The organism is Alkalibacterium sp. AK22, from assembly GCF_000585255.1.
GTDB lineage: Bacteria > Bacillota > Bacilli > Lactobacillales > Carnobacteriaceae_A > Alkalibacterium.
In genome coordinates this window covers 104,262-127,679 of record NZ_JANL01000006.1, presented here as the reverse complement: position 1 = coordinate 127,679, position 23,418 = coordinate 104,262, and the positions used below count along the sequence as shown (strand labels likewise).

Below are 23,418 nucleotides of genomic sequence, written 5' to 3'. Positions count from 1 at the left end.
GTTATGGGAAAGAAAACGGGTTTCATGGAGTTTGAACGTGAACACGCAGCAGAACGGGATCCTAGGCAGCGGATCGCGGACTTCAAGGAGTATAAGCGGACAGTGCCGGATGAGCAGGCTCAGCGTCAGGGAGCGCGGTGCATGGACTGCTCTATTCCCTACTGTTCGATGGGGATGGATATTGAAGGTAGCACGACTGGTTGTCCGCTGTACAACCTGATTCCCGAGTGGAATGACTTGGTTTACAAGGGAAGATGGAAAGAGGCGCTGGACCGTCTGCTGAAGACCAATAACTTTCCAGAATTTACCGGAAAGGTCTGTCCGGCGCCCTGTGAAGGATCCTGTACAGTAGCCATCTCTGATGATCCGGTAGCGATTAAGGATATCGAGCTGGCTATTATTGACAAGGGGTTTGAAGAAGGGTGGATCCAGCCTAGAGTCCCTCATAAACGGACAAGTAAAAAAGTAGCTGTTATAGGATCAGGGCCGGCCGGACTGGCTGCTGCCGATCAGCTGAACCAGGTGGGACATAGTGTGACCGTTTATGAACGGAGTTCAAGGGCTGGAGGACTGCTGACTTATGGGATTCCGAACATGAAGCTAGAAAAGCATATTGTCCAGAGACGGATTAATCTGCTGGAACAGGAAGGAATCAGGTTCCAGTTGAATACAGCTGTAGGCACGGACATTTTGGCGGATACGCTGAAGGCGGACTATGATGCTGTGCTGATCTGTACTGGTGCAGCCAAGCCAATCGATCTGCCCCTTCCGGGAAGAGACCTAAACGGTATTCACTTTGCCATGGATTATTTGACCCAGTCGGTCAAGGAAACATTGGGGGAGGCACCTGTCGATCCACATTTGAATGCAAAAGATAAAAATGTGATCGTTATCGGCAGTGGAGATACAGGAGCAGACTGCGTAGCGACAGCTTTGAGACAGGGAGCCAAGAGTATCAGTCAATTCTCACGCAGCCTGCAGTTCCCTTTCCAGAGAGAACCGCTGAATGAATGGCCGGCCTATCCGCGTGTCTTCAGCCTGGAATACGGTCATGAGGAAGCGAAAATGCTTTATGGAGAAGATATCAGAGAGTATGAGATCCAGACCCGTTCCTTCAAGGGGAACGCAGACGGTACAGTCCGTTCGCTTTATACGGAACGCGCAAAAAAAATCCGGGATGAACAGCGGCGTCAGTTTGTTTATGAAGAAGTCCCGGATTCCGGAGAAGAATGGAAGGCTGATCTGGTACTGGTGGCCATCGGCTTTGAGGGTGTCGAAAACAGTGTACTGGATGATTTCGGTGTCGAGTCCTCCAGAGGAGTAATCTCTGCCGAGTACGGAAAATTTGCAACCAATGTCGAAGGAGTTTTTGCAGCGGGAGACGCCCGCCGTGGTCAAAGCCTGATTGTGTGGGCTATCAATGAAGGCCGTGAAGCCGCCTATGAAGTTGACCGACACCTGATGGGTACCAGTGTCCTGCCGACGGTTGGCGCTGCTTCTCTCTAAAAAAGGACACCGTTTAATCTTTAATAGACTTCCCGGTCCAAGATGATTGTCTGCTTGAGCAAGTCAAAACAAGCTGCTGGCTTGCACAGGCGGATGATTGTGGGTGTTAGGGTTTCATCTGTGGGCTTTATGCTCACTGCTGAAATTTTAACCCGGCAGCCGACCGGGCTTTTTTTGTGCTGAAAAAGGAAAGCCTTAACCTGAGGCAATCTGTTCAAGCCAGGCGGTAACCTTTGTGTATAATGAACTGCGGAACATACATATGCCTTAACCTTTCTTAAATAAATTTTAAGGAAGCTTAGATATACTGTAAGGGAGCAAAAGACGACTAGGAGGACAATCGATTGGATATTGGAATTGATAAAATTGGGTTTTACACCCCTAATGTGTACGTGGATATGGAAAAACTGGCTGAAGTCAGAGGAGTGGACCCTGCGAAATATACGATTGGGATTGGACAGGAGAAAATGTCCATTGCTCCACTGCATCATGACTCGGTCAGTCTGGCAGCCAATGCTGCTTTGTCTATTTTGGATGATGAAGACAGAGAAAAGATTGACTTTGTCCTGTTTGGATCGGAATCGGGAGTGGACCACTCCAAATCCGGTGCTGTATGGGTCCATAATCTGGCCGGCATTCAGCAAAATGCCCGCTGTGTGGAATTAAAGCAGGCATGCTATGGTGCAACAGCCGGAATTAAGATGGCCATGGGACATATTGCCTTGAACCCTGATAGCAAAGTGCTGGTACTGGGGGCTGATATTGCGAAATATGGTTTGAATACGGGTGGCGAGCCGACTCAGGGAGCTGGAGCTGTAGCCATGGTTCTGTCTCAAAATCCTCGCATCCTGTCGCTGGATAACGACAGTGCCTCGATGACCAAAGATATTTCAGACTTCTGGAGACCCCTCTATTCTGATTACGCCTTTGTGGACGGCAAATTCTCCAATGAAGCCTATCTGGGATTTTTGAAGGAAGTCTTTGACAATTATAAGGAGAAGACTGGCCGCAATCTGAGTGATTTTGAAGCAATGTGCTTCCACTTGCCGTATACCAAGATGGGCAAAAAAGCGATTCTTGCTTTGACGGAGGATCTGGATGAGAGTGAAACTAAGCGCTTGATGGATTCCTATCACGACAGCATCTACTACAACAAGCAAGTCGGTAACGTATATACCGGTTCTCTGTATTTGAGTTTACTCTCCCTTCTGGAACAGGCACCTGAATTCAAGGCAGGGTCGCGCATCGGGCTCTTCAGCTATGGATCAGGAGCTGTCGGTGAATTCTTTAGTGGAATCGTTAAGCCGGACTATAAGAAGTATCTAAACAAGGACGCACACGAGTCTGTTCTGGATGACCGCCGCGAGCTGTCCATCGAGGAATATGAGGCTACACTGGAAAAGGCCTTGCCGAAAGACGGATCGGACATCGCTATTGATGACGAGCAAGTCAATCTGGGCAAAGCTTACCTTTCAGGAATCAAGGAAAACGTCAGACTATACTCTGTTAAATAGTACAGGCCCTTCTTTAGGCTATACCTCTGGCGGTCCCCTCATAACTGTTAATGCAAAAAAGCACACTTCCTTATTAAAGGAAGGTGCTTTTTTTTGGCCATCAGGCGTCAGCCATATCGTCGATAATCTGTTGTTTAGCGACTTCAATCATACCTAGAGCAGTCAACTGTGAATCAGAACTCTGGAACGTTCGGATTACATTGTTTTGATCGAAACTAATCACAACCAGACTCTCGCTTTCCAAAAAAGCTGAAGTATAGGTGTTTAGAAATTCTTCATTGCTCATACCCCGCGTTTTCTTGCGCCGTGCTTCTGATAAATCCATTGATAATCAGTCCTTATAGTTTAAATCGTAATGATTCCGATTTTAGGTTATTATAATACAAGCTGAAAAAGAAAACAATAAAATCAAAGAAAAGCTTGAATTATGTGGCGAGATGTTGTATTATTCTAAAACGTAATGGTTACGATTTATAATTTAACTCAGGAGGCAATATAATGGCAGTACCTAAGAGAAGAACATCCAAGGCAAGACAAAGAAAGAGACGCACACACAAGGGAGCCAATGTACCCGGAGGACTGTCGCTTGATTCAAGCACAGGAGAATACAGCATGAGTCACCGTATCTCAAAAGACGGCTACTACAAAGGCAGAAAAGTTTTAGACAAGTAAAGGCAGAGAACAGAACCCCCTCGTTGCCGACCGGGATTAAATACAAATCGGATCAGCCTGACTAGATACACACGAATAAACAGACGTCGAAAGCGCTCATGCGTATGAGACAGACTGAAAATCAAATCGATCTGATGGGAAACAATCAGCTGGGAAGGAGCTTATGATAGAATGGATCAAAAAATACCTGTAACGATCATCACTGGTTTTTTAGGAGCGGGGAAAACAACACTGATCAATGAGCTTCTGCACCAGCCTAACGAAGAGAAGATAGCCGTTATTGTCAATGAATTTGGCGATATCGGGGTCGACCACAATCTGGTAGTGAATGTGGAAGAGGACATTTATCAGATGAACAATGGCTGCCTGTGCTGTACGCTGCGTGCCGATCTGGCAGATATGCTGAGCAGTATCTATGCCGTAAGAAAAACTCAAGAAGTTAAAATTGACCGCATTGTAATTGAAACCACAGGATTAGCTGAACCGGGGCCAATTGCGCAGACGTTTATGCGCAACCCTGTGCTTCAGGAGCACTACTCCCTGGACTCGGTATTGACGCTGGTAGATTCAGGCAATGCTCTGTACCAGCTGGCTCACTACGAAGAATCTGTTGAACAGGCTGCATTTGCGGATAAGCTACTTTTGACTAAGGTAGAAGAAACAAGCGACCATACTATTCACCTGGTTAAGCAGAAACTCCGGACACTCAACCCTTTTGCGCAAATCGAAGAACTTGACTTGGAAAAAGTCAGAGTCCCTGATATTATCGGTTTAAATTTGTATGACGAACAAAAAGTCGAGCAAAGTGAGGATCACGGGCTAGACCATCATCACGAAGCGGACAGTGAGCATAAAGCTTGCGGCTGCGGGCACCATAATGACTCTGGGAGCTGCTGCCATGGACAGGCTCACCACCATGAAGAAGAAAGCACACATACATCAAACATTGTGTCTCTTTCGCTTAAGACCAGTGAACCGATCCACCCGACTTTAATCGATATGTGGATGAACGAGCTGATTATGACTTTTGGAATGGATCTTTTGAGATACAAGGGAGTCCTAAACCTTTATGGTGATTCAAATCAGATCATCTACCAGGGGGTCAACATGGCTTTCAAAGCGGAACGCGGACAGCCTTGGGGAGAGGGTGAGCGGGAGTCCGTTCTTGTCTTTATTGGGAAAAATCTGCCGCTTGAAGAGATGAGAGAATCTTTCAACAAATGTATTCTGACAGAAGAAGTCAGACTGGAACTGGGGATTGATTAGGACCTGATTCCTGGCTAAAACGCAGCCCCAAATGAAATACACTGGAAAAATGATTGAGAGAACAGAATCAAAAGCATAGGAGCGATTGACATGCCGGAAAAAACAGATTTGTCTACTGCTCGTCGTCTGATGAAAAGTCCAAATAAGAAGACGGCCAGACGTGGATTGAAAGTGATTAAACAGTTCAAGAAAACTCAAAGAGGAGTGAAGTAAAATGAGAAAAAATATTACCCTGGAATGTGTAGAGACTGGTGAACGCTTGTATATCACCAGCAAAAATACCCGTAACAATCCTGACCGTCTAGAGTTGAAAAAATACTCCCAGAAACTCAGACGTAAAGCATTGTTTAGGGAAACAAAGTAAGCAGGAGGGTCCTTACCTCCTTCTGCTTTACTTTTTCTTTATTGTATTCGGCCTTGATAGGGCGCTGAATAGTTTTACTCGCAAGAGTGTTTTGACATTCGCCAACCGGCAGCTTCCGCAGCTTGACTGTAGGAACTGCCGGTTTTGTCATATATAGAAAAAAAGCAAGAGGCATTTGCGTTTGAAATCTCAGTCAATCGAATTAAGATGCTCTAGAATAGTTGACGGATGAGCAGAAGTCAGGCAAAATAATGAGGAATCAGCAGACTGATTTGGAAAATGTAGGAGTAAGGAGACGAAGAAATGAATACATTAAAAGGTTTGATTGCAAGCAGCTCGGCACTGCTGTTGTTGGGGGCGTGCGGGACGGATGAGGCACAGGAAAGCGAAGAAACAGTCGATGAGCTGGTCCTAGGTTACTTCCCGTCAGCGGACGTGGAGAACATGGCTGATTCGGCCCGGCCCCTGGAAGAATACTTGTCAGAGCAACTGGATATCCCCGTCACAGGGCAAGTCATGACGGATTATACCGGCCTTATTGAAGCGATGCGCAATCAGAACGCGGACATTGCCTTTCTGCCGCCTTTTGCCTTTGTGCAGGCTGAGGAGCGTGCCAACGTGGAAGTGCTGCTGAAAGCGATCCGTGACGGTTCAGACTCTTATGTGGCGCAGTACAACGTGGCTGCAGATTCAGATATTGATTCAATCGATGATCTGATTGAGAGGGAAGGTCTAGTCTGGGCCTTTACGGACTATACGTCGACTTCAGGCTATTTGTTCCCGGCCCAGCAGATGATGGATCTGGGTGTTGAAGACTTGGAAAGTCACTTCACGACTCTGGATGTCGGTGCCCACGATAGTGCTATTTTATCCGTACTGGATGGTCAGGCAGATTTTGCGACGACTTTTGAAGATGCCCGTGTCCGTCTGGAAGACGAGATTCCAGATATCTTTGAGCAGATCCGTGTGATTGGAACGACCGAAGAAATTCCGAATGCGACCCTTTCTGTCCGCAGTGAACTACCGGATGACTTGAAAGAAAAAATCGAGGACGCTTTCCTCAGCATCAATGACAATCCGGACATGCTGGCCGTCATGGAGGATGTTTATAACTGGGAAGGTTTTGCACCGGCCGAATCGGAAGATTATGATATTGTACGTGATGTCTACCGTGAGTTTGAAGCAGTAATAGATTAATTATTGTACACCAAAGCACCTGAAAGGTTTCCGCAAGGAGAGGCCTTTCAGGTGCTTTTTTGTATTTAGCTTGATGTGCTGTACTTGCTGTCAGTAAAAAAAGAAAAACAGCAGCGGAACGGCAATAGCTGGAACAAAGTTCATGACTTTCAGCTTAGTCACTTCCAGGATATTTAGGCCCAGCACCAAAATAAGGATGGATCCGATGGCGTTGATATCATTGATCATTGTATCAGTCAGGATCTGATCCAGACCCCCCGCAAAAAAAGTGATGGCTCCCTGATAGACAAAAACTAAAATACCGGACAGGATCACGCCTGCACCCAGGCTCGAAGCTAAAATAATACTGGTAATGCCATCAATCACAGCTTTAGTCAAAAGAACCGTATGGTTGCCCGACAGGCCACTTTCTAGCGGACCAACAATAGACATGGCTCCGACAGCCATGATGAGACTGGCGGTGACAAAGCCTTTAGACAAGGAAGGGTTTTCTCCGCTGGTTGGGAACCGTTGCTCGATGGTAGAGCCAAGCAAGTGGATTTTATGGTCCAGGTCGATAAGTTCACCAATCGCTGCTCCAATAACAAGTGATAGAATAATATAAATTGTGTGCTCACCTGACATCATGCCGGTAACGCCGACATAAATTGCACCAAGAGCCAGTGCTCTCATCAGAGCCTTCTCGATTTTGATGGACAGGCCTTTATTCACCAGCAGACCGATAGTCCCTCCGGCAAAGATAGCCAGGGTATTAATGATGACCCCAAAGTACATACGAAAGACTCCTTCTGATTTAGACTTGACTCCATTATTATATAAGCCAGGCTTTAGACTTACAAATTAATTTTCTTTCAAAAGGCGAAACGCATGTGGATGACCTCTTTTCAGAACTGAGATAAGGTGCTCAGCTTAAGAAGTAAAAAAGGGCGGTTCAGTGTAAAAAGCGACCGAGACGGTCTGTCTCAATCGCTTTTTGTATGCAGCTAGAAGGGACAGGCTTTTTTCTCAGCTGCACTCCATCAGAATGTATAAGTAAGGTAGTATCTTGAGTATACGCTCGTGATGCACTTTACTCTCCGCTTTCTATTATAGACTAAACGCTTACATAAGTATGCAAGCGATTGCAAAATGAGAAAATATTTATCTGAGACCTGATTGATAACTGGAGACAATCGAAATAGAGAGAAAAACATAGTATACTACTAGAAAGAGCAAACAAGAACAGGCAGAAGGGGCGGGCGAATCAGCGTGATAGAATTCAACGGGGTGTCGGTGACTTATCCCACAGGTGTCAAAGCACTTAAAAATATCGACTTGGCCATAAATAAAGGCGAATTTGTCGTTGTCGTCGGCATGTCAGGTGCTGGAAAATCCACGCTAATGAAGTGCATCAACCGAATGGTGGAGCCGACTGTGGGCAGTTTGAAAGTGAACGGAAAAGAGGTAACTCAGCTCAAAGAGTCACAGCTGAGAAAGTTGCGTACCCGAATTGGGATCATTTTTCAGGACTATAACTTGATCAAGCGTATGTCGGTCTTGAGAAATGTCATGGTCGGGAGGCTGGGGCATACACCGACACTCAGCAGCCTGATTGGGCGTTTTCCTCAAAGTGACTTAGAGCTGGCAATGAATAATCTGAAGAGGGTAGGAATTGATGAGAAGGCTTATACCCGGGCAGATTATCTCAGTGGTGGACAGCAACAGCGCGTGAGTATCGCCCGTGTTTTGACCCAGCAGCCGCAGATTATTCTCGCGGACGAACCGGTCGCCTCCCTAGATCCACCTACGTCACATCAGGTGATGCGTGATTTGAAGCGGGTCAGCAAGGAAGATGGACTGACAACGCTAGTCAATCTTCATTTCATTGATCTTGCCATGGAATATGCAGACCGGATCATCGGTATGAGAGAGGGTGAAATCGTCTTTGACGGGCCAATAGGAGAAGTGACAGAAGAGACGTTTGAAGAGATATATGGCAGACCAATCAGAGCCGAAGAGATTATAGGAGGGCAGTGATGGAAAAGTCTACTGCGAAAAAGAATAAAATTAGACTGTTCAAGCCGGGAACCTCTTTCAAAATCTTTGGGGTAGTCCTTGCTGTGCTGAGTCTTTACTGGGCGGCTATCAATCAGACCCAGGCTTCGCTGAACCGGATCTTGTCGAGCTTTCCTATTTTATATCGGATGCTGGTCGAGGACTTTTTCCCGCCGGATTTCAGTTATTTACCTAGAGTAGTCAGCCAACTTGTGGAAACGTTCAATATTGCCCTACTCAGTACTACGCTAGCAGCTTTTCTAGCTTTTCCTATGCTGTTTTTCTCTTCGTCTACAGTGAACCGCAACCCCTTATCCTATAGCGGGATTCGACTGGTGATGACCGTTGTCCGGTCAATCCCAAATATTATTATGGTAGTGCTGATGGTCGCTCTGGTCGGCCTAGGACCGGTCTCCGGAATCATAGCTTTGACGGTTTATTCTGCAGCGATTCTGATTAAACTGACGAGCGAATCGGTAGAAACGATTGACAAGCGCCCAATCCAGGCTATTAAAGCGATGGGCGGTAATACTCTGCAGACGATTGCTTACGGTGTGGTGCCTCAAATTTTTCCTGTCTATCTGTCACATATTCTTTATGTGCTGGAGGTCAATTTGAAAGCATCAGTTGTGCTGGGATTTGTCGGGGCAGGCGGTATCGGTCAGCTAATCAGACGGCAGATGAGCCTTTTCCGCTATGACCGTCTCGGGCTGATTATATTTGTTTTGTTTCTGGCAATCAGTACTATTGACTATATCAGTCAGACATTAAGGAGCAAACTCGTGTGAGCAAAGACAAGAAAATCAGGCTTGGAAAATTAAAAACAAAAAAGCAGAAAGCAATAACTGGTCTTGTTTTGACCAGCCTTATCCTGCTTTACAGCTTCAGCTTATGGTCGCAGGACTTTGCCGTTGCTTCATCCCAGTCTTCTCCCGGGACGATTCTGCGCCGACTATTTATTGTACCGCTGACAGATCCGTCTTACCGGAGTGTATTTGCGGAAAGAAGCCTACTGATGCTGGAGACGGTAGCCATTGCCTATGCTGGTGGTGTAGCAGCCTCTCTTTTGGCCCTGCCGCTGGCGGTATTGGCTGCGCGGAACAGCGGGGGACGGTTGAGTTATCTCGGAAAAGTCATCCTGAACGCAATCCGCTCGATCCCGGAGCTGCTGTTTGGTGTGTTCTTTGTAGCAGCGGTTGGTCCTGGTGCTTTTGCTGGGGTACTGGCTATTAGCGTCAATTCGATTGGTATGATTGGGAAGCTGTATGCTGAAAGTATCGAATCCATAGACAAAGCTCCGATTCAGGCCATTAAAGCCAGTGGAGGCAACTGGATACAGGCGTTTTGGTACGGGGTGCTGCCACAGATCCTGCCTCAATTTCTGTCAATTTCTCTTTTCCGCTTTGAAATCGATGTACGGGCCTCGACCATCCTGGGGCTTGTGGGTGCTGGTGGAATCGGGGTCCCGCTGATTTTATCCCAGCAGCAGCGGAACTGGGAAGATGTAGGGGTCATTTTGATTATCGTGATTGTGTTTGTCATGGTAATTGATAAACTGAGCGGTTTTATCCGTTCTAAACTTGTATGAAAGCAGAGAATGCGGTACACCTGACCAAGCCAGTCGGGATGCCGCATTTTTTATGCTGAAGAGGGTGGAGCTGCGTCACAAAGTCAGTTTGCGAAGCAACTTGGAGTAGAAGAGAGTGGAGCTGCGTCACAAAGTCGGTTTGCGAAGCAACTCGGAGTAGAAGAGAGTAGAGCTGCGTCACAAAGTCGGTTTGCGAAGCAACTCGAAGTAGAAGAGAGTGGAGCTGCGTCACAAAGTCGGTTTGCGAAGCAACTCGGAACTAAAAGGTAGTGGAGCTGTTACAATCTCGACGCTATTTCTCAATTTTTATTCCCACATTATTTTCTGAACCTTTTGAGGAAAGGTCTGTAAAGCTGCTCACATACTACCCTGTAGAAAAGAGAACAATTGAATGCAATGTTCAAGTGCTTTGACCATAGACTTATTATTTGAACGCATAAATCCTCCCCCTAAATCAGCTTACTTTTTTAAGTGTCTACTTTAGGGGGATCATATGCAAACAGCCTGTCCTTTATTATCTAATCTTGTTTCGGGCTATCCGATGCGTGCTTTTTTTCATCCGGCAGAGTGGACCCATTGACACCGGCCTGTTGTGCCAGGAGATCCCGAATCTCTTCAAGATAATTTTCCACCGTAGGAGCTTCGACTTCTACTTCGACATCCTGTTCATCTTTTTTCTGAGCCAGCCGGTTGATCAGCTTGATCATCAAAAAGAGTACCAGGGAAATAAGAAGGAAATCAATCACAGCCTGGAGGAAAAAGCCGTAGCCGATCTGAGCTGAACCGAACTGGAAAACTAGTTCCTCTACATTGGCATTTCCGGTAACCGCAACAATGACTGGAGTGATGATGTGTTCCACCAGCGCATTGACGATAGAAGTGAAAGCTGCCCCCATCACAAGGCCGACAGCCAGTTCCACAACGTTGCCCCGCATGATAAATGCTTTAAATTCCTTAATCATAAAATAGTCCTTTCTAAACAAAATACTTACCCCTATATTTTACAGGAATGTTCGCCCAATAAAAGAGTAAAAGTTTCGCCACATTTACAGTAATTTTACAAAAAAAGCCTGGAGATACACCACGGGTAATTGTATACTTGAAATAGCGGATGTCAAGCAAAACGAACTTCGGTTTATAAACGTTCGTGTTTTTGCGACATTTCGCAATATTTATTTTGGAAAAAAAGCAATGGACTTTTCTTTTAACGAATGTTACTATCTTTATGTGCGAGTAACGTACATAATCTGCACGGACTGTGCGACATAGGAAATGGGAGGAATTATTTTGTCTAAGAAATGGTTTAGAGGTTTAGGAATTGTTTTAACATCTGCTCTAATGCTCGCTGCATGTGGAAACGAGGAAGAGACTGCAGAAGAAACAGCAACAGACAGTGGTGATGCAGGAGAAGAAATGGTACAAATCGATGAAATCTCAGTTGGTTTTGTCCCTTCACGTGACCCTGATGAAATCGTTGTAGCTACAGAACCTTTAAAAGACCTGCTGATTGACGAGCTGGCTGAACACGGCTTTGACGTCAACGAAGTTGAAATCACTGTCGGTACCAGTTATGAAGCCGTCGGAGAAGCAATGTCAGCCGGTACCCTGGACGTGGGATTCATCCCAGGCGGAACATTCGTCCTTTATGACGACGCAGCAGAAGTGATTCTTACCTCAACACGTGCAGGTTTGAATAATGACTCTGATAACCCAGCTGACTGGAACGAAAACAAACCAACTGAAGGCACAGACGAACAAGTAACGTACTACCGTTCGATTTTGATTGCCGGCCCATCTGAAAAGGGTAGAGAACTAGCAGACATCATCAACAGTGGGGAAGAACTGACTTGGGAAGACGTGGACTCAGCATCATGGAGCGTGATGAACTCATCTTCTTCAGCAGGATACATTTACCCGACTATCTGGCTGCAGGACAACTTTGGTCAGTCACTGACTGACTTGAGCCAAATTGTACAGGCTGACTCTTACGCAAACTCATTTGCTCGTCTGGCTTCTGAGCAAGTCGACCTGATTGTTGCCTATGCAGATGCCCGTCGTGACTATGTTGATCTGTGGGAAGAAGAATACGGCCGTGAAGCAAGCATCTGGGATGAAACTGACGTAGTTGGTGTGACACCAGGTATCTATAACGATACAATCAGTGTCAGCCAGTTCTCGGACATCATGGACGATGACCTGAAAGATGCTCTACAGCAAGCTTTCATCAATATTGCACAAACAGAAGAAGGTCAGGAAGTTATTGCCATCTATTCTCACGAAGGATATGAGCCGGCAACAAGCGAAGACTACGACGTAGAAAGAGAAGCACAACAAATCCTGCGTGACCTGACAGACTAAACAAGAATGTATCGATACAAAAGAAAAGCTGGGAGCGCCCTCTCCTGGCTTTCTTTTTGTGAATATCTCCAGAGAGGAACCAATTGATCATGATAGAATTCAAAGATGTCAACAAAACGTATCCGAACGGGGTAACGGCTTTAAGCAATGTCAATTTAACCATCGACCAGGGAGAATTTGTCGCCATCATCGGCTTGTCCGGTGCAGGTAAATCCACGCTGATCCGTTGTATCAATCGAATGCACGAAATCAACGAAGGCACACTGACTGTCAACAACGTCAATGTGGGTAAACTGAAAGGCAAGCAGGTTCGTGACTTCCGTCGTAAAATCGGTATGATTTTTCAGTCGTTCAACCTTGTGACCCGTACCAGTGTAATCAACAATGTGCTGATCTCTTCTGTACCGGATCTGTCTGCTTGGAGAAAGTTCCTTGGTATTTTTCCTAAAGAGAAAAAAGTTGAAGCACTGGAAGCACTGGATAAAGTAGGCATCCTGGATAAGGCATACAACCGTGTCGACCAGCTTTCCGGTGGTCAGCAGCAGCGTGTGGCTCTGGCCCGTACGATTGCTCAAAATCCGGATATCATTCTGGCGGACGAACCGGTGGCCTCACTGGACCCGGTGACAGCCAAAGTCGTCATGGATGACTTTAAACGCATCAACAAAGAAACGAATATGTCGATTTTGATCAATATCCACCACGTCGAACTGGCTCTGGAATATGCGGACCGCGTGATTGGGATTCGTAAAGGTGAAGTCGTCTACGATGGCAAGTCGGAGGAAGTGACTCAGGATGTTCTAGACGAAATCTACGGCAGCCTGGACAATGTTCCGAAAATGGACGATGTTGAAGAAGCGGAAGTCTAAGGAGGGGCGACAATGAAAGAACCAATCTACGATCAAATTTTTAAGCCCAAGACATACACGCTGTCCAACGGCAAGGAAGTCAAGCAGCGCGCGTCAAGAACACCGCTGGTTCTGCTTGTTGTGTTGCTGGTGACGGTTCTGTCCTGGGAAGCCACCAATGTGGACCTGTCTGCCTTGCGTACTCGAGGCTATCAGTTTGTCATTATTCTGACAGACATGTTCCCACCTAACCTCAACTTTTTGAACAATATTTGGGGCCCGCTGTTTGACACGATTCAGATGTCCCTGCTCGGTTCGATTGCAGGAGCACTTCTCGCCATTCCTTTTGCTTTGCTGTCATCTAGCAATATCATTAAAAATCGTATACTCAATGGATTCTTTAAACTGTTTTTGAGTATTTTAAGAACCTTGCCGACATTGATCACAGCCCTGATCGCCACTTTTGTATTCGGTCTGGGAACCATGGCGGGAACGGTAGCTATCTTCCTGTTTACCTTATCTTATATCGGCAAGCTGATGTACGAGCATATCGAGAACGTCGACATGGGAGCTTTTGAAGCTCACGAATCCATGGGACTGTCTAAGGTCCAGGCTTTCCGCTATGCCATCGTACCGGATGTTCTGCCGACCTACCTGTCTGTATCCTTGTATGCTTTTGAAGGAAACATCCGCTATGCGGCAATTCTTGGTTATGTAGGAGCCGGTGGAGTCGGTCTCTTGCTTGACGAGCGACTAGGCTGGAGAGACTACCCGAGTGTCGGGATGGTCCTGCTGATCCTGATGGTCGTTGTCTTCATCATCGAACGCATCAGTGAATACTTCCGGATGAAACTAACCTAGTAAAGGAGCGGACAACATGAACAAAGCAGTACAATTGCAACTTGATAAAGAACCTAACCGCAAGCTTTACCTGTCAACAATTGCGGCCATCCTGATCGCTCTGATTATCTGGTCTTTCATGGGTGTGAACATTACAGGCTTCGATCAGAGAGGAACGCAAATCGCTTCCAATATATTCAGCGGTCTGTTTTCACCAGACCTTGAGTTTTTGTTTGATTTCACTTCTGGTGGGGGAGTGCCGTCGCTCTTATTTGAGACCATCGCTATCGCATTTTTAGGAACCGTATTCGGTTCTTTCCTGGCGATTCCGATTTCATTTCTCATGTCGCCAAGTATCGTCTCCCGTCCGGTTGCTTTTGTGACTCGACTGGTCGTGATCTTTATCCGAACCATCCCGTCTCTGGTATACGGACTGATGTTTATTCGTGTAACAGGACCTGGGCCCTATGCGGGTGTTTTAACGATGTCTTTGACCTCGATTGGCATGATTTCCCGTCTGTATGTGGATGTCATCGAGAACCTGGACCGAGGTGTCCTAGAAGCCATGACGTCCATGGGCTGCACGACTTATCAGAAAGTCCGCTACGGCATCCTGCCCCAGCTGTTCTCCAGCTTCCTGTCGGTAACCATCTACCGTTACGACATGAACCTGCGTGATGCGACAATTCTTGGGCTGGTAGGGGCCGGGGGAATCGGAGCGCCATTAATCTTTGCTATGCGTTCTTATCGCTGGAGCGAAGTCGGTTCGATCCTGATCGGGCTGGTTGTTCTGATCCTCGCTGTTGAGATTTTCTCAAACAAACTGCGTGAACGTTTGGTAAACGGATAAAATAAGGCTGTCCAGCCTGCCTGGCAGGCAGACTATAAATAAAGAACCCCAATCTCGTCAAGTTAACGACGGATTGGGGTTCTTTGCGTCCTCATGCCTTCTACCACACAAAACGGTAAGAGCTGCTGGATTGGTTGGTCACAGAAACGCTTGAGATAACCTGAGCCGAAACCCTGTACTGCATCGATGCAACGGTCAAGCTTGCGCATAGGTTAGGCTACAGGGTGGTCACGGAAAAGAAAATGCACACCTTCTGGCCAAATGACTGGCTGGATCCAGAGCAGACTGCTAGTTTTTACGAGCCGACATGGAAGGGCCGTTTATCCGTTTTATCTGAATAGGGATGTTTCAGCATACACACTTCCCCTAAAGCGGGCTGCTCTATAAGCACCTGCTTCAGGGGGATTGTGTGATCAAGTCAGGGCCGCTATTATAAAAGGTGGGCGCTAAATTAGTTCAGCTGTCTGTAGGGGTTATGATCTGCCATTCGATTCCAAATTTGTCACGCACACAGGCATAAGCAGGGCTGAAGCTCGTTTCGGTCATGCAGAGGATGACTTCTCCCTCAGCAGCCAGCTGCTCATAGATCCGGCGTGCTTCCTCTCCGCTGTCCATTGAAAGCATCAGTGTAATCGTATTGCCGGCGGTATGGCTGGTGTCGGGGAAAGTATCTGCCAGCATAAGGCAGGTACTTCCTATGTGCAGGTGAGCGTGAACTACTCGTTCTTCGTAGCCTTCCGGTATGTTGTTGTCGAATTCCTGAGGCCAGTCTTTGGAAAATTCCAGGCTTTCCACTTTTGTTTTGAAAACATTAGCATAAAAGGCCGCCGCTTCCTGTGCTGTTCCATCCAGCATCAGGTACGGACACACACGCATCTCCATTGTTCTTCCTCCTTTCTGTTCAGGATGCATTTAAAAAGCGTCAAACCAACAGTGAGGTGAAGCTGACAGGATACCGGTCCGTTTGAGAAAGGCCGGTTGATGAGAAAATAACTATGTGAAAAAACGAGCTTATTTATTTGAAGTACTGGAATACTAAATTAGACTGCTCTAGTTTACTTATTGTAAGAGACGGTTGACTTCAGGGGGGTGAATGAGTAAGCTAGTCTAAGGTTTACTTTTCAAGGCTGGAGGGATATTATGCAGCGCAGTATGAAGCTGTTTTTTAAATACGTCAGCCTGAATATGCTTGGGATGCTCGGCATCTCTTTCTATATTCTGGCGGACACCTTATTCATTGCTCAGGCACTCGGTCCGGTTGGGATTGCTTCTTTAAACCTGAGTATTCCGGCATTCGGCATTATTCACGGTTTCGGACTGATGCTAGGGCTGGGGGGAGCGACACGCTACAAGATACTATTGTCGCGGCACAAGACGGAGCAAGCCAATCGGGTCTACTCTCAGACTTTTTTGTTTGCTGTAATCATGGGTCTGCTGTTTATGGTTGTGGGTCGCTTTGGAGCCGAAATAATCGCCCAGATCATGGGAGCAGATGCAGAAACAATGGAAATGACCACGGTTTACCTGCGGACGATTCTGACTTTTGCGCCTTTTTTTGTGGTCAATAATATGTTGCTGTCTTTCGTGCGCAATGACGGCGATCCGTCACTGGCTATGTATGGTATGGTGATCGGCAGTATAATTAATGTAATCCTGGATTATATCTTTATCTTTCCAATGCAGCTCGGGATGTTCGGAGCTTCCCTAGCGACCAGTGTCTCTCCAATCATCAGTTTGCTTATTCTGGCGATTCATTTCTTTAAGCCAGTTAATCAGCTGAAACTGAAGGTCCAGAAAATCGAAGGCTGGATCATTCGGGATGTGACACACCTGGGGGCCTCGGCCTTTATCAATGAACTGTCTGCTTCGGTGGTCCTGTTTGCCTTTAATCTGATTATATTCAGTTTGGAAGGCAATAACGGCTTGGCTGCTTACGGTATTATTGCTAATATCGCTTTTGTCGTCATGGCCCTCTTTGCTGGTGTGGCCCAAGGGGCACAGCCGCTGATCAGCGAAAGTTACGGCCTTCAGAATCTGAAACAGATGAAGCAGGTTCTGACACTGTCCCTGATCACTACGCTAGTGCTGAGCCTGCTTGTTTATGGGGGCACAGCCCTGTTTCGGGACCCAATCATCGCAGCCTTCAACAGTGAAGGCAGTAGTCATATCGCCGGTATGGCAACCAATGGTCTGCTTCTTTACTTTATTGGTTTTGTCTTTGCCGGCATGAACACGATTCTGACCAGTTATTTTGGAGCAACAGATCAGCCGAATCGGGCTCTGGCCTTTTCCTTACTGAGAGGGGGTCTGATTATCATTCCACTGGCTCTGATTTTGAGTCGGTTGCTCGGAATGAACGGTGTCTGGCTCTCATATGTGCTGACTGAAGCTTTGATCTTATTGATTATTGCGATAGTCATTGATCCAAACAAACGAATCAGAAAAGGGAAGCCAGGGCGGTTAAAAATCCGCCGTCCCAGATGGATGAGAATAAGATAAAGAAGAACTGACGACTGAAGAGCAAGCAGCTTTTCGGTAAGTCAGTTCTTTTACTTTGATCAGGAACTGATTCAATTCAGACTGTTCAGAATCGTCCGGGCTGCTTCCAGATTCATATGAGGAGCTTTCTTCAACTGGTCAGCGACGTGCTGGACTTCAGGGCCTTTGGCACCGGCACTGATAGCCAAAGAGCGGGCATGGAGCCCCATGTGGCCTTTTTGAATGCCATCTGTGACCAGAGCCCGGACAGCGGCCAGATTCTGGGCGAGACCGACAGTAGCGAGAATACCGGACAGTTCCATGGCGTTGGGATGACCAAGCATCTGATGCGCCAGCTTGGCTGCCGGGTGAATTGAGATGGCTCCGCCGACTGTACCGATAGGCAAGGGAAGAGTCAGTCGGCCGACAAGATCACCAGCGTCATTTTTTTCCCACTGAGTGAGCGAGCGGTACTGGCCTGAACGGGAAGCGAACGCATGAACACTGGCCTCTACTGCCCGCCAGTCGTTTCCGGTGGCGGTGACGACGGCATCGACACCGTTCATGATGCCCTTATTGTGTGTCACGGCCCGATAAGGATCAATTGTGGCAACTTGAGTGGCTTCAATAATCCGGTCGCGGACGTCTTCGCCGGAAAAGTGTCCAGTTTTCAATGTGTGTGCGGGTATCGTACAGCGGGCGGTGGCGAGGCTTTCTGTCGCATAGTTTGATAAAATACGCAAAAGAGCCGTCCCGCCGGTCAGTTCTTCGATATAAGGAGCAATGCCTTCCATCATGGTATTGATAATATTGGCACCCATGGCTTCCTGTGTATCCACGTGCACATGAACAGAAAGAAAGGAGGGGAGGTTTACCTGGCTTTCATCATGAAGCTGCCGCACTTCCAGGTCTCTCGCCCCGCCCCCTCTCTTGACAATGGAGGGATGAGCCTCATTAGCCCGGTCTAAAATGGCTTGCTTGGAGTTCATGATGGCCCGCTCGGCACCGTCGTAGTCGATAATTCCTTTTAAGGTGACCTGTCCGATCATATCACGCTTGGTGACCGTTGTTTCAAAGCCACCCGCTGAACCAGCCAGTTTTGCAGCGAAACTGGCCGCTGCTACAACAGACGGTTCTTCAATCGCCATCGGGATAACTTTTTCCTGACCGTTTATGACAAAGTTCATAGCTGCTCCAAAAGGGAGAGAGAAATTGCCGAGATAGTTCTCGATCATATTGTCCCCAGTGTCAGCCGGTAAATCCAGCCGACCTTCCAGCAGGAGAGTCTGTTCTGCTTCGGTAATCACACCGGCTTTATAGAGAGATTCAATCTTTTCGTGCAGGGTTTTTCGGTAAAATTTACTTAGTTTACTAGTATCCATTTAATCGTTTCCTTCCTGATGCTGTCGTATCCATTATGACCGATTTCACATAAAAAGAAAAGGAAGGACCATTAAAAAGCAGAAAAAGGTTTACAAGTTACAATGGATTTAGTATACTCATATAGGAATGACCCATTACGGTTCCTTAGCTCAGTTGGGAGAGCACTACCTCGACAAGGTAGGGGTCACTGGTTCGAGCCCAGTAGGGACCATACATTTTATAATTGAAGCCTCCAAAACGCTGGTATGACGGTATTCATCAAGCGTATGGAAGCTTCTTTTTTTAATTGTTGCATGGTACTGTTGCATACAAACAAGTGTTCTCGTAAAAAAAACTAAACTTTCAGCTTCATCTTTTGCATACATAACCTTGAGAGTGTCGTTCATTGATACTCTCTTTTTTTGTGCCTCCATCCTGTGGTGTGAGGGCGATTCAGAGGCGATTCCAGAGTGATACATGGATGATTATAGCTAGAAGCCAACGTGTTGAGCGAATATATCAGCGGTTTTCTCTTTAGCTTCTTCAGTCACGTGTGTATAAATGTTCATAGTGACCTCATAAGAAGAATGGCCTAAACGCTCTTGAACATCTTTGATACCAGCTCCAGCTTCAAACAGTATAGAACAATGTGTGTGTCTTAATTCGTGTGGAGTGATTCGCTTCAAAGAGTGTTTCTCGATAATCTTATTCATGAATGAACCAACGCTGGAGTGCTGAATGAACTCATTATCAAAGGTAGTGAACACAACTTGAGATGGTGTATTCGTGTTCATCCCTAGCTTTAAATAGTCTAAGCGTTGAGTTTTTCGCCAGTCTTTTATTGTATCAATGGTGATTGGATCTAAAGAAATGGTACGCTCTCCAGCAGTTGTTTTTGTACTTTGAACAATCAGCGTGTTGTCCTTGCCTCTAGCCAGTGTTTTATTTATGGTGACGGTATTGGCCTCAAAGTTGAAGTCTTGCCATGTGAGAGCCAGTGCTTCACCTTTACGCATACCAGAGAACGCCAGCAAGCGAAAGAATGGAAACCAGCGAGGGTTATTATCTTCTTTGACACATTCGAGGAATCTTTTCAATTCATCTTTTGAATAGAACTTAATTTCACGTTTATTCTCATTTTTTGTCTTTGGAACATGAACACGTTCCATAGGATTGGTTCTGATTTTATCTAAGGTGATAGCATAGTCAAAGATTCGCTTACAGTGGTTCTTCATGACTTTAGCTTTTGAGATACGTTCAGACCACTTGAAAACAGCTTCCTGACAATGTGTAGGCGTGATGGCTTGAATTCTTAAATGGCCTAAGTCTTTGAGAATGTGGTTATCGAATAGCTCTCTAGTTTTAACAGCGGTACTTTCTCGAACGTCCTCTTTATAGATCACGTTGAACCATAACTCATAAATCTCTTCAAAGGTTTCATAAGTCGGCTTTTGATAGCCAGATTCTTCATGTAGAGCTTTCAATCTCATGGCCTCTTTACGAGCTTCACTTTTAGAAGTAAATCCACTTCTTCCAACTCGTATTGGCTTGCCAGCCTTGTCTACACCTAGATACGTTTGAAATTTATAATACGTGTTGCCATCTTTCTTTTGATAACTTTTAATTTTTAACATTGATATTCTCTCCCTTTAGCACACCGCTGGGCTGGGGTATGTAAGGGTTATTCTTTTTTTTCCAATATATCAATTAGGTAAAGAATTTGATCATCAATACTTGTGTTGAAGTAGCTTTCATATGAAGCAACAGCCTCATTTATTTCTTTTAATGATTCTTCCAGATTAGTTTTTGCTTCACTATCTTCCATTAGTTCAATAGTTGTATTCGCAGACCTCTTGGCTTTATTGAGGTGATAAGCTAGCATTAATTTATCAAAACCTTTTTGCTGACTATCAATGAAAGTGTGGAACATCTGAAGAACATCATCAGGTTCAGGATAATAAGGTGAGCCAGATTCTAGAGCCTTGCCAATCGTGTCATAAAAAGCATTGAATAGTTTTAATGGAGATTTTTCTCCCAGTTTAGCAGTAAATTCTTTGCTATTTTCGTAAATTACATTATAGAAGTATTCTCTAACATCACCGTAGAGCAAATACTCGACTGATATATTTCCCAACTCGGCTATTTTCTTTAGGGTTAGATCATTCGGAATGTTTTCTCCACGTTCCCAACGAGATACGTTACTTTTTCCAGCACCAACCAGATTACCAAACTCTTCCATAGTTGAGTTGCAACTATTAACTCTTATATCCTTGATTCTTTTTCCAAGTTGTTTTTTATTTACTTCCAATAAGTACACCTCCTTGAATATACTATATCACAAAAGTGCCTAAAGTTGAACAAAAAGCTTGCAATATTTTAATCATCATGTATAATTAAATTAAGAAGTGCCGAATGTTGTTCGGCAGAAAGGAGGGATAGCATGAAAAATAACATATCAAAGTATAGAAAGTTTCTGAACTACACTCAAACAGATATGGCAAATATGTTTGGTATATCACTTCAGGCATACTCTAGGAAAGAAAGAGGAGTAAATGCTTTCAATGATAAAGAAAAAGTAATGATTAAAAATCTGTTGCTACCTCATTTTCCTGAAGTGACATATGAAGAACTTTTTTTTAATGAAAAAGTGCCTAAAGTTGAAAATAAGGAGGTGAAATAGATGGCAAAACTAAGTTTAGATCTATCAAGCGATTTAGAGGAAGAATTAAAAATCCTCTTTAAGCGTTCAGCACGTGAAGTCTTTAATGAGATGAGTAAGCAAGAACTGAACTCAAAATCATACTTTAACTTAACTGAAGCCACTCAATGGCTAGGAATCAGTTATAACACGTTGGGGATGTGGATTTCAGATTATGATTTACCAGTTGTGCGAATAGCTGGGAAGAAATTTATCTCAAAAGAATCACTCATTACATTCATGCAAGACCACGAAAAATAAAATAGACACCGCTGGGCAAAGCGTGTTTTTAAGGGTATAACTGCAACAAAATTGCTAATTTTTAATGAAATAGAATAGTAAGTATTGATTTAAAGGGATTCTGTACCATATGTGTGGTGCTAGGTAAAGTTAGACATATGACTATTTTTGGGGAACTGGAGGTATGCAATTGATAAAAGAACAGCTGATAGGATTGAAGCGAATCCATGAAGCAAAGAACCAGATGGCAAAGAATGAGATCCAACATGAATTATCTTCACTGCTGGTGTCACTCTCATATCTTGAAGCAACTAAGCGAGAGTTTACAAATGATTGGATGGTATTTGATAAGGAAGAATATGAATACCAGTACAGAAACTTGATTAACGAGATTCAGAAACTTCAGCAGAAAATTGAAAGGAGTGAATTGAATGTATGTAGTGATGATAGTAGCGGTTATGTATTTCATTATCGGAATCATGGCCAGTGAGTATTTTAGAATTATTCGCCATGAGATGAAAACAAAAAAGAAGCTAAAAAAAAGACTCTCCAGCGGAAACTGAAGAGCTAAAAGGAATACGTTTGAAACGTGAGATAGTACCTAGACACTACTATTTTACCATATTCAAGCGTACCTTACTAGTGGATTTACTACACACTGAAAGGGCGTTTTTTTATTATGTTGAATAATGTTAGGTGGTGGAGTATTCGTTGATCTACATTGCTAGAGGGTACACAGGGAATAAGATTCAAGCCGTTCCAACTGAATTGAGTGATTTTGAGGCTATCCGACAATCAAAGATTCAAGTTTTATCAGATGTGGAGAAGCTCCATCATTACAAGAGAACCACCGTTCATTATTTCGTTGCTGGTGAGTTTAAAGAGTTGGTACGGAACAATATGAACCTCAAGCATAAAACGCTTATAACGCTTGATTTTGATGATATGGACATCTCACGTGATGGCTTCATTGAACACCTCCAACAGACCATTGGAGGAAGCCGATTCTATACGTTCCCCTCCATCCGTAACGGTATAGAGGGTTTACGGTACAGAGTAGTAATAGAACCGTCCAGAGCGTTCAATATCAAGGAGAACAGCACTATTATGGCCTATGTGAACCGTATAATCGGCCTTGAGGGTTATGATGAATCAGCTGATACCTTTAGCCAGTTGCAAAGTTTAAAAGTCACGTTCGGTACTAAGGAAGCATATGAAGAAGATTGCTATTTCAATCAAGGTGAGCCATTTGATATTGATGAAGCGATTCAACTTCAAGAAGCCTATGAGAAAGAGAACCCTCAAGCGGTTAAACGGAAACAGAAACCATTTCAATTTCAGGTATCGAGGAAGAAAACCTATACCGCCAGTTTGATGGAACAGCTCCTTGAACCGATTGAATCAGGTGAACGCAATGTAAAAATGACTTCTCTTGTCGGTAAGTTGTTTTCGCTGGGAATGAATGCTGAAGCAACGTATGAGTGGATTCACCTTATCAATGATAACTTTGTCACTCCAGCACTAAGAGAAGATGAAGTAAATACAATATTTCGTAGCATTCTAAAAGCTGAACAAAACAAACTAGAGAAAGGAGGTTGATTAC

The 23,418-nt window shown here is 45.1% G+C and carries 26 protein-coding genes and 1 tRNA gene; 20 read left to right on the top strand and 7 right to left on the bottom strand.

The window, feature by feature from the left end; genetic code table 11:
* Positions 1-3 precede the first annotated feature (3 nt).
* Both ADIAL_RS00925 and ADIAL_RS00915 read left to right on the top strand, forming a co-directional pair.
* Positions 4-1,506 carry a glutamate synthase subunit beta gene (locus tag ADIAL_RS00925; RefSeq protein WP_034298751.1) on the top strand — a complete coding sequence of 501 codons (1,503 nt, stop codon included), beginning with the start codon at positions 4-6 and terminating at the stop codon, positions 1,504-1,506.
* Between the two features lie 344 nt (positions 1,507-1,850).
* A complete protein-coding gene (locus tag ADIAL_RS00915; RefSeq protein ID WP_034298749.1) occupies positions 1,851-3,020 on the top strand; it encodes a hydroxymethylglutaryl-CoA synthase in 1,170 nt (389 codons plus the stop codon).
* Positions 3,021-3,120: 100 nt separating this feature from the next.
* Here ADIAL_RS00915 and ADIAL_RS00910 read toward each other — a convergent pair whose 3' ends face one another.
* The gene (locus ADIAL_RS00910; protein ID WP_034298748.1) at positions 3,121-3,345 is read right to left on the bottom strand and encodes a hypothetical protein; all 225 of its coding nucleotides are present in this window, start codon (positions 3,343-3,345) and stop codon (positions 3,121-3,123) included.
* A 173-nt stretch (positions 3,346-3,518) separates the two neighbouring features.
* Between ADIAL_RS00910 and rpmF the strand changes: the two genes are divergently transcribed.
* From rpmF to ADIAL_RS00890, 5 genes are all read left to right on the top strand, one after another.
* Positions 3,519-3,692 (top strand): 50S ribosomal protein L32, encoded by a 174-nt coding sequence (rpmF, locus tag ADIAL_RS00905; protein WP_034298745.1) that lies wholly within the window; start codon positions 3,519-3,521, stop codon positions 3,690-3,692.
* A 171-nt stretch (positions 3,693-3,863) separates the two neighbouring features.
* The gene (locus ADIAL_RS00900) at positions 3,864-4,958 is read left to right on the top strand and encodes a CobW family GTP-binding protein (protein ID WP_034298742.1); all 1,095 of its coding nucleotides are present in this window, start codon (positions 3,864-3,866) and stop codon (positions 4,956-4,958) included.
* A 90-nt stretch (positions 4,959-5,048) separates the two neighbouring features.
* Positions 5,049-5,171: a putative metal homeostasis protein gene (locus tag ADIAL_RS11415; protein ID WP_197017731.1), complete on the top strand. Its 123-nt coding sequence runs from the start codon at positions 5,049-5,051 to the stop codon at positions 5,169-5,171.
* Between the two features lies 1 nt (position 5,172).
* The gene (rpmG, locus tag ADIAL_RS00895; RefSeq protein WP_034298739.1) at positions 5,173-5,322 is read left to right on the top strand and encodes a 50S ribosomal protein L33; all 150 of its coding nucleotides are present in this window, start codon (positions 5,173-5,175) and stop codon (positions 5,320-5,322) included.
* A gap of 303 nt (positions 5,323-5,625) precedes the next feature.
* Positions 5,626-6,519 (top strand): phosphate/phosphite/phosphonate ABC transporter substrate-binding protein, encoded by an 894-nt coding sequence (locus ADIAL_RS00890; protein WP_034298738.1) that lies wholly within the window; start codon positions 5,626-5,628, stop codon positions 6,517-6,519.
* Between the two features lie 90 nt (positions 6,520-6,609).
* Here ADIAL_RS00890 and ADIAL_RS00885 read toward each other — a convergent pair whose 3' ends face one another.
* Positions 6,610-7,293: a DUF554 domain-containing protein gene (locus ADIAL_RS00885; protein ID WP_034298737.1), complete on the bottom strand. Its 684-nt coding sequence runs from the start codon at positions 7,291-7,293 to the stop codon at positions 6,610-6,612.
* 468 nt (positions 7,294-7,761) lie between these two features.
* Here ADIAL_RS00885 and phnC (ADIAL_RS00880) point away from each other — a divergent pair, with 468 nt between their 5' ends.
* From phnC (ADIAL_RS00880) to phnE (ADIAL_RS00870), 3 genes are read left to right on the top strand one after another with little or no spacing between them, the layout of a single operon-like run.
* Positions 7,762-8,535, top strand: coding sequence for a phosphonate ABC transporter ATP-binding protein (phnC, locus tag ADIAL_RS00880; protein ID WP_197017735.1), 774 nt, complete (start codon positions 7,762-7,764; stop codon positions 8,533-8,535).
* On the top strand, positions 8,535-9,341 hold the full coding sequence (phnE, locus tag ADIAL_RS00875; protein WP_034298734.1) for a phosphonate ABC transporter, permease protein PhnE: 807 nt from the start codon (positions 8,535-8,537) through the stop codon (positions 9,339-9,341). The genes phnC (ADIAL_RS00880) and phnE (ADIAL_RS00875) overlap by 1 nt, the downstream gene beginning before the upstream one ends.
* Positions 9,338-10,141 carry a phosphonate ABC transporter, permease protein PhnE gene (gene phnE / locus ADIAL_RS00870; RefSeq protein WP_034298733.1) on the top strand — a complete coding sequence of 268 codons (804 nt, stop codon included), beginning with the start codon at positions 9,338-9,340 and terminating at the stop codon, positions 10,139-10,141. Before phnE (ADIAL_RS00875) ends, phnE (ADIAL_RS00870) begins: the two co-directional genes overlap by 4 nt.
* Before the next feature lie 518 nt (positions 10,142-10,659).
* Here phnE (ADIAL_RS00870) and mscL read toward each other — a convergent pair.
* Positions 10,660-11,103 (bottom strand): large conductance mechanosensitive channel protein MscL, encoded by a 444-nt coding sequence (gene mscL, locus ADIAL_RS00865; protein ID WP_034298827.1) that lies wholly within the window; start codon positions 11,101-11,103, stop codon positions 10,660-10,662.
* A 325-nt stretch (positions 11,104-11,428) separates the two neighbouring features.
* Between mscL and ADIAL_RS00860 the strand changes: the two genes are divergently transcribed.
* The 4 genes from ADIAL_RS00860 to phnE (ADIAL_RS00845) all read left to right on the top strand — a co-directional run bounded on the left by ADIAL_RS00860 (position 11,429) and on the right by phnE (ADIAL_RS00845) (position 15,037).
* Entirely contained in the window at positions 11,429-12,499 is a 1,071-nt protein-coding gene (locus tag ADIAL_RS00860) for a phosphate/phosphite/phosphonate ABC transporter substrate-binding protein (RefSeq protein WP_034298732.1), read from the top strand.
* An 89-nt stretch (positions 12,500-12,588) separates the two neighbouring features.
* Positions 12,589-13,368, top strand: a complete 780-nt coding sequence (phnC, locus tag ADIAL_RS00855; protein ID WP_034298731.1) for a phosphonate ABC transporter ATP-binding protein — start codon at positions 12,589-12,591, stop codon at positions 13,366-13,368.
* Positions 13,369-13,380: 12 nt separating this feature from the next.
* Entirely contained in the window at positions 13,381-14,208 is an 828-nt protein-coding gene (gene phnE, locus ADIAL_RS00850; protein ID WP_034298729.1) for a phosphonate ABC transporter, permease protein PhnE, read from the top strand.
* A 16-nt stretch (positions 14,209-14,224) separates the two neighbouring features.
* Positions 14,225-15,037: a phosphonate ABC transporter, permease protein PhnE gene (gene phnE, locus ADIAL_RS00845; RefSeq protein WP_034298727.1), complete on the top strand. Its 813-nt coding sequence runs from the start codon at positions 14,225-14,227 to the stop codon at positions 15,035-15,037.
* 456 nt (positions 15,038-15,493) lie between these two features.
* Here phnE (ADIAL_RS00845) and ADIAL_RS00840 read toward each other — a convergent pair whose 3' ends face one another.
* Positions 15,494-15,919: a VOC family protein gene (locus ADIAL_RS00840; RefSeq protein ID WP_034298725.1), complete on the bottom strand. Its 426-nt coding sequence runs from the start codon at positions 15,917-15,919 to the stop codon at positions 15,494-15,496.
* 258 nt (positions 15,920-16,177) lie between these two features.
* Between ADIAL_RS00840 and ADIAL_RS00835 the strand changes: the two genes are divergently transcribed.
* Positions 16,178-17,536 (top strand): MATE family efflux transporter, encoded by a 1,359-nt coding sequence (locus ADIAL_RS00835; RefSeq protein ID WP_051503630.1) that lies wholly within the window; start codon positions 16,178-16,180, stop codon positions 17,534-17,536.
* A 71-nt stretch (positions 17,537-17,607) separates the two neighbouring features.
* Here the strand turns inward: ADIAL_RS00835 and ADIAL_RS00830 are convergent, their stop codons facing one another.
* Entirely contained in the window at positions 17,608-18,897 is a 1,290-nt protein-coding gene (locus ADIAL_RS00830; RefSeq protein WP_034298722.1) for a hydroxymethylglutaryl-CoA reductase, degradative, read from the bottom strand.
* A gap of 139 nt (positions 18,898-19,036) precedes the next feature.
* Here ADIAL_RS00830 and ADIAL_RS00825 point away from each other — a divergent pair.
* Positions 19,037-19,109, top strand: a tRNA-Val gene (locus ADIAL_RS00825).
* Positions 19,110-19,368: 259 nt separating this feature from the next.
* Here the strand turns inward: ADIAL_RS00825 and ADIAL_RS00820 are convergent.
* Complete coding sequence (locus tag ADIAL_RS00820) at positions 19,369-20,511, bottom strand: tyrosine-type recombinase/integrase (protein WP_034298721.1); 1,143 nt, start codon at positions 20,509-20,511, stop codon at positions 19,369-19,371.
* A 47-nt stretch (positions 20,512-20,558) separates the two neighbouring features.
* Entirely contained in the window at positions 20,559-21,185 is a 627-nt protein-coding gene (locus tag ADIAL_RS10990; RefSeq protein ID WP_051503629.1) for a helix-turn-helix domain-containing protein, read from the bottom strand.
* Positions 21,186-21,317: 132 nt separating this feature from the next.
* On the opposite strand from ADIAL_RS10990, the gene ADIAL_RS00810 reads away from it, so the two are divergent.
* From ADIAL_RS00810 to ADIAL_RS00795, 4 genes are all read left to right on the top strand, one after another.
* Positions 21,318-21,557 (top strand): helix-turn-helix transcriptional regulator, encoded by a 240-nt coding sequence (locus ADIAL_RS00810; RefSeq protein WP_034298718.1) that lies wholly within the window; start codon positions 21,318-21,320, stop codon positions 21,555-21,557.
* Positions 21,558-21,836, top strand: a complete 279-nt coding sequence (locus tag ADIAL_RS00805; RefSeq protein WP_034298717.1) for a helix-turn-helix domain-containing protein — start codon at positions 21,558-21,560, stop codon at positions 21,834-21,836. It abuts the gene before it with no gap.
* A gap of 169 nt (positions 21,837-22,005) precedes the next feature.
* Positions 22,006-22,305 carry a hypothetical protein gene (locus tag ADIAL_RS00800; protein ID WP_034298715.1) on the top strand — a complete coding sequence of 100 codons (300 nt, stop codon included), beginning with the start codon at positions 22,006-22,008 and terminating at the stop codon, positions 22,303-22,305.
* A gap of 221 nt (positions 22,306-22,526) precedes the next feature.
* Positions 22,527-23,414 (top strand): primase alpha helix C-terminal domain-containing protein, encoded by an 888-nt coding sequence (locus tag ADIAL_RS00795; RefSeq protein ID WP_034298713.1) that lies wholly within the window; start codon positions 22,527-22,529, stop codon positions 23,412-23,414.
* The last annotated feature ends 4 nt before the right edge of the window (positions 23,415-23,418 follow it).

Coding starts and splice junctions, on each gene's coding strand:
- ADIAL_RS00925 (WP_034298751.1), top strand. CDS start 4: ATGGGAAAGAAAACGGGTTTCATGGAGTTTGAACGTGAACACGCAGCA.
- ADIAL_RS00910 (WP_034298748.1), bottom strand. CDS start 3,345: ATGGATTTATCAGAAGCACGGCGCAAGAAAACGCGGGGTATGAGCAAT.
- rpmF (WP_034298745.1), top strand. CDS start 3,519: ATGGCAGTACCTAAGAGAAGAACATCCAAGGCAAGACAAAGAAAGAGA.
- ADIAL_RS00900 (WP_034298742.1), top strand. CDS start 3,864: ATGGATCAAAAAATACCTGTAACGATCATCACTGGTTTTTTAGGAGCG.
- ADIAL_RS11415 (WP_197017731.1), top strand. CDS start 5,049: ATGCCGGAAAAAACAGATTTGTCTACTGCTCGTCGTCTGATGAAAAGT.
- rpmG (WP_034298739.1), top strand. CDS start 5,173: ATGAGAAAAAATATTACCCTGGAATGTGTAGAGACTGGTGAACGCTTG.
- ADIAL_RS00890 (WP_034298738.1), top strand. CDS start 5,626: ATGAATACATTAAAAGGTTTGATTGCAAGCAGCTCGGCACTGCTGTTG.
- ADIAL_RS00885 (WP_034298737.1), bottom strand. CDS start 7,293: ATGTACTTTGGGGTCATCATTAATACCCTGGCTATCTTTGCCGGAGGG.
- phnE (WP_034298734.1), top strand. CDS start 8,535: ATGGAAAAGTCTACTGCGAAAAAGAATAAAATTAGACTGTTCAAGCCG.
- mscL (WP_034298827.1), bottom strand. CDS start 11,103: ATGATTAAGGAATTTAAAGCATTTATCATGCGGGGCAACGTTGTGGAA.
- phnC (WP_034298731.1), top strand. CDS start 12,589: ATGATAGAATTCAAAGATGTCAACAAAACGTATCCGAACGGGGTAACG.
- phnE (WP_034298729.1), top strand. CDS start 13,381: ATGAAAGAACCAATCTACGATCAAATTTTTAAGCCCAAGACATACACG.
- phnE (WP_034298727.1), top strand. CDS start 14,225: ATGAACAAAGCAGTACAATTGCAACTTGATAAAGAACCTAACCGCAAG.
- ADIAL_RS00840 (WP_034298725.1), bottom strand. CDS start 15,919: ATGGAGATGCGTGTGTGTCCGTACCTGATGCTGGATGGAACAGCACAG.
- ADIAL_RS00835 (WP_051503630.1), top strand. CDS start 16,178: ATGCAGCGCAGTATGAAGCTGTTTTTTAAATACGTCAGCCTGAATATG.
- ADIAL_RS00830 (WP_034298722.1), bottom strand. CDS start 18,897: ATGGATACTAGTAAACTAAGTAAATTTTACCGAAAAACCCTGCACGAA.
- ADIAL_RS00820 (WP_034298721.1), bottom strand. CDS start 20,511: ATGTTAAAAATTAAAAGTTATCAAAAGAAAGATGGCAACACGTATTAT.
- ADIAL_RS00810 (WP_034298718.1), top strand. CDS start 21,318: ATGAAAAATAACATATCAAAGTATAGAAAGTTTCTGAACTACACTCAA.
- ADIAL_RS00805 (WP_034298717.1), top strand. CDS start 21,558: ATGGCAAAACTAAGTTTAGATCTATCAAGCGATTTAGAGGAAGAATTA.